We start from the raw sequence: 1,231 nt of genomic DNA, 5'->3' as shown, positions 1-1,231 counted from the left end.
GTTGCGGTAGAGGGTGGGGAGGGTGTTGTTGGTGGCGTGGTTGCGGAGGGTGGGGAGGTCGAGTCGCGCGGGGACGAGGGTGGGGTGGGTGGTGCTGAGGGCCTGGTCGAGGAGGTTGAGGCCCTGGGCGGTGGTGATGGGGGCGAGGCCGGTGCGGGTGAGGCGGCCGAGGTCGGCGGCGTCGAGGTGGCCGGTCATCGAGCTGGCGTCCGCCCAGAGGCCCCAGGCCAGCGAGGTCGCCGGGAGTCCGGCCGCGTGGCGGTCCTGCGCCAGGGCGTCCAAGTAGGCGTTGGCGGCGGCGTAGTTGGCCTGTCCGGCCGTGCCGAGGACGCCGGCGGCGGAGGAGAAGAGGACGAAGGCGGCCAGGTCGGCGTCCGCCGTGAGCTCGTGCAGGAGGTCGGCGGCATCCGTCTTGGGGCGCAGGACCGTGGCGAGCTGCTCGACGGTGAGGTTGGTGACGGCGGCGTCGTCGAGGACGCCGGCGGCGTGGACGACGGCGGTCAGCGGGTGCTCGGCCGGGATGCCGGCCAGGGCCGCGGTCAGCTGGTCGCGGTCGGCCGCGTCGCAGGCGACGAAGGCGGGCGTGGCACCGAGTTCGACGAGCTCGGCGGCGAACTCCTCGGAGCCCCGGGCGCCGCTGCGGCTGAGCAGCAGCAGGTGGCGGACGCCGTGCTCGGTGACCAGGTGGCGGGCGACCAGCCGGCCCAGGGTGCCGCTCGCGCCGGTGATCAGCACCGTGCCGTCCGGGTCCCACACCGGTGCCGGGTCGGCGGCGCTCGCGAGCGCGAGCCGTGGCACGAACAACTGCCCTGCCCGGAAGGCCACTTGGGGCTCACCGGTGGCGACGGCGGTGGCGAAGGCCTCGTCCGACCAGATGTCGACGTCGATCAGCAGGATGCGGCCCGGCTGTTCGGTCTGGGCCGAGCGGAGCAGGCCCCAGATGGCGGCGGTGACGGGGTCGGGGTGGTCGGTGAGGGAGCCCTGGGTGAGGACGACCAGACGGGTGTGCTCGTTGGCGGGGTCGGTGAGGAACTGCTGGGTGAGTTCCAGGACTTCGGTGAGGCGGGTGAACAGATCGCCGCCGGCCTCGACCCGGGCGAGCGCGATGTCCTCCGGCACGACGGGACTCTGCGGCAGCGGGACCTCGTGCCAACGCAGCTCGTACAGCGGTTCGTTGGCGGTGGTGGCGAGTTGGTCGGGGGACATCCGCTGGAGGCGGAGGTCGTCGACG

General features: G+C 73.8%; 1 protein-coding gene. It reads right to left on the bottom strand.

Annotated elements, in window-relative coordinates; genetic code table 11:
• On the bottom strand, positions 1-1,231 hold a 1,231-nt coding region (locus ACFP3U_RS36885; RefSeq protein WP_380230151.1), incomplete at both ends, for a beta-ketoacyl reductase.

Origin of the sequence: Kitasatospora misakiensis, from assembly GCF_042656005.1 — a bacterium.
Classification (GTDB): Bacteria; Actinomycetota; Actinomycetes; order Streptomycetales; family Streptomycetaceae; genus Kitasatospora; species Kitasatospora misakiensis.
The sequence above is the reverse complement of the archived record's forward strand: the minus strand, read 5'-3'. Positions and strand labels throughout refer to the sequence as shown.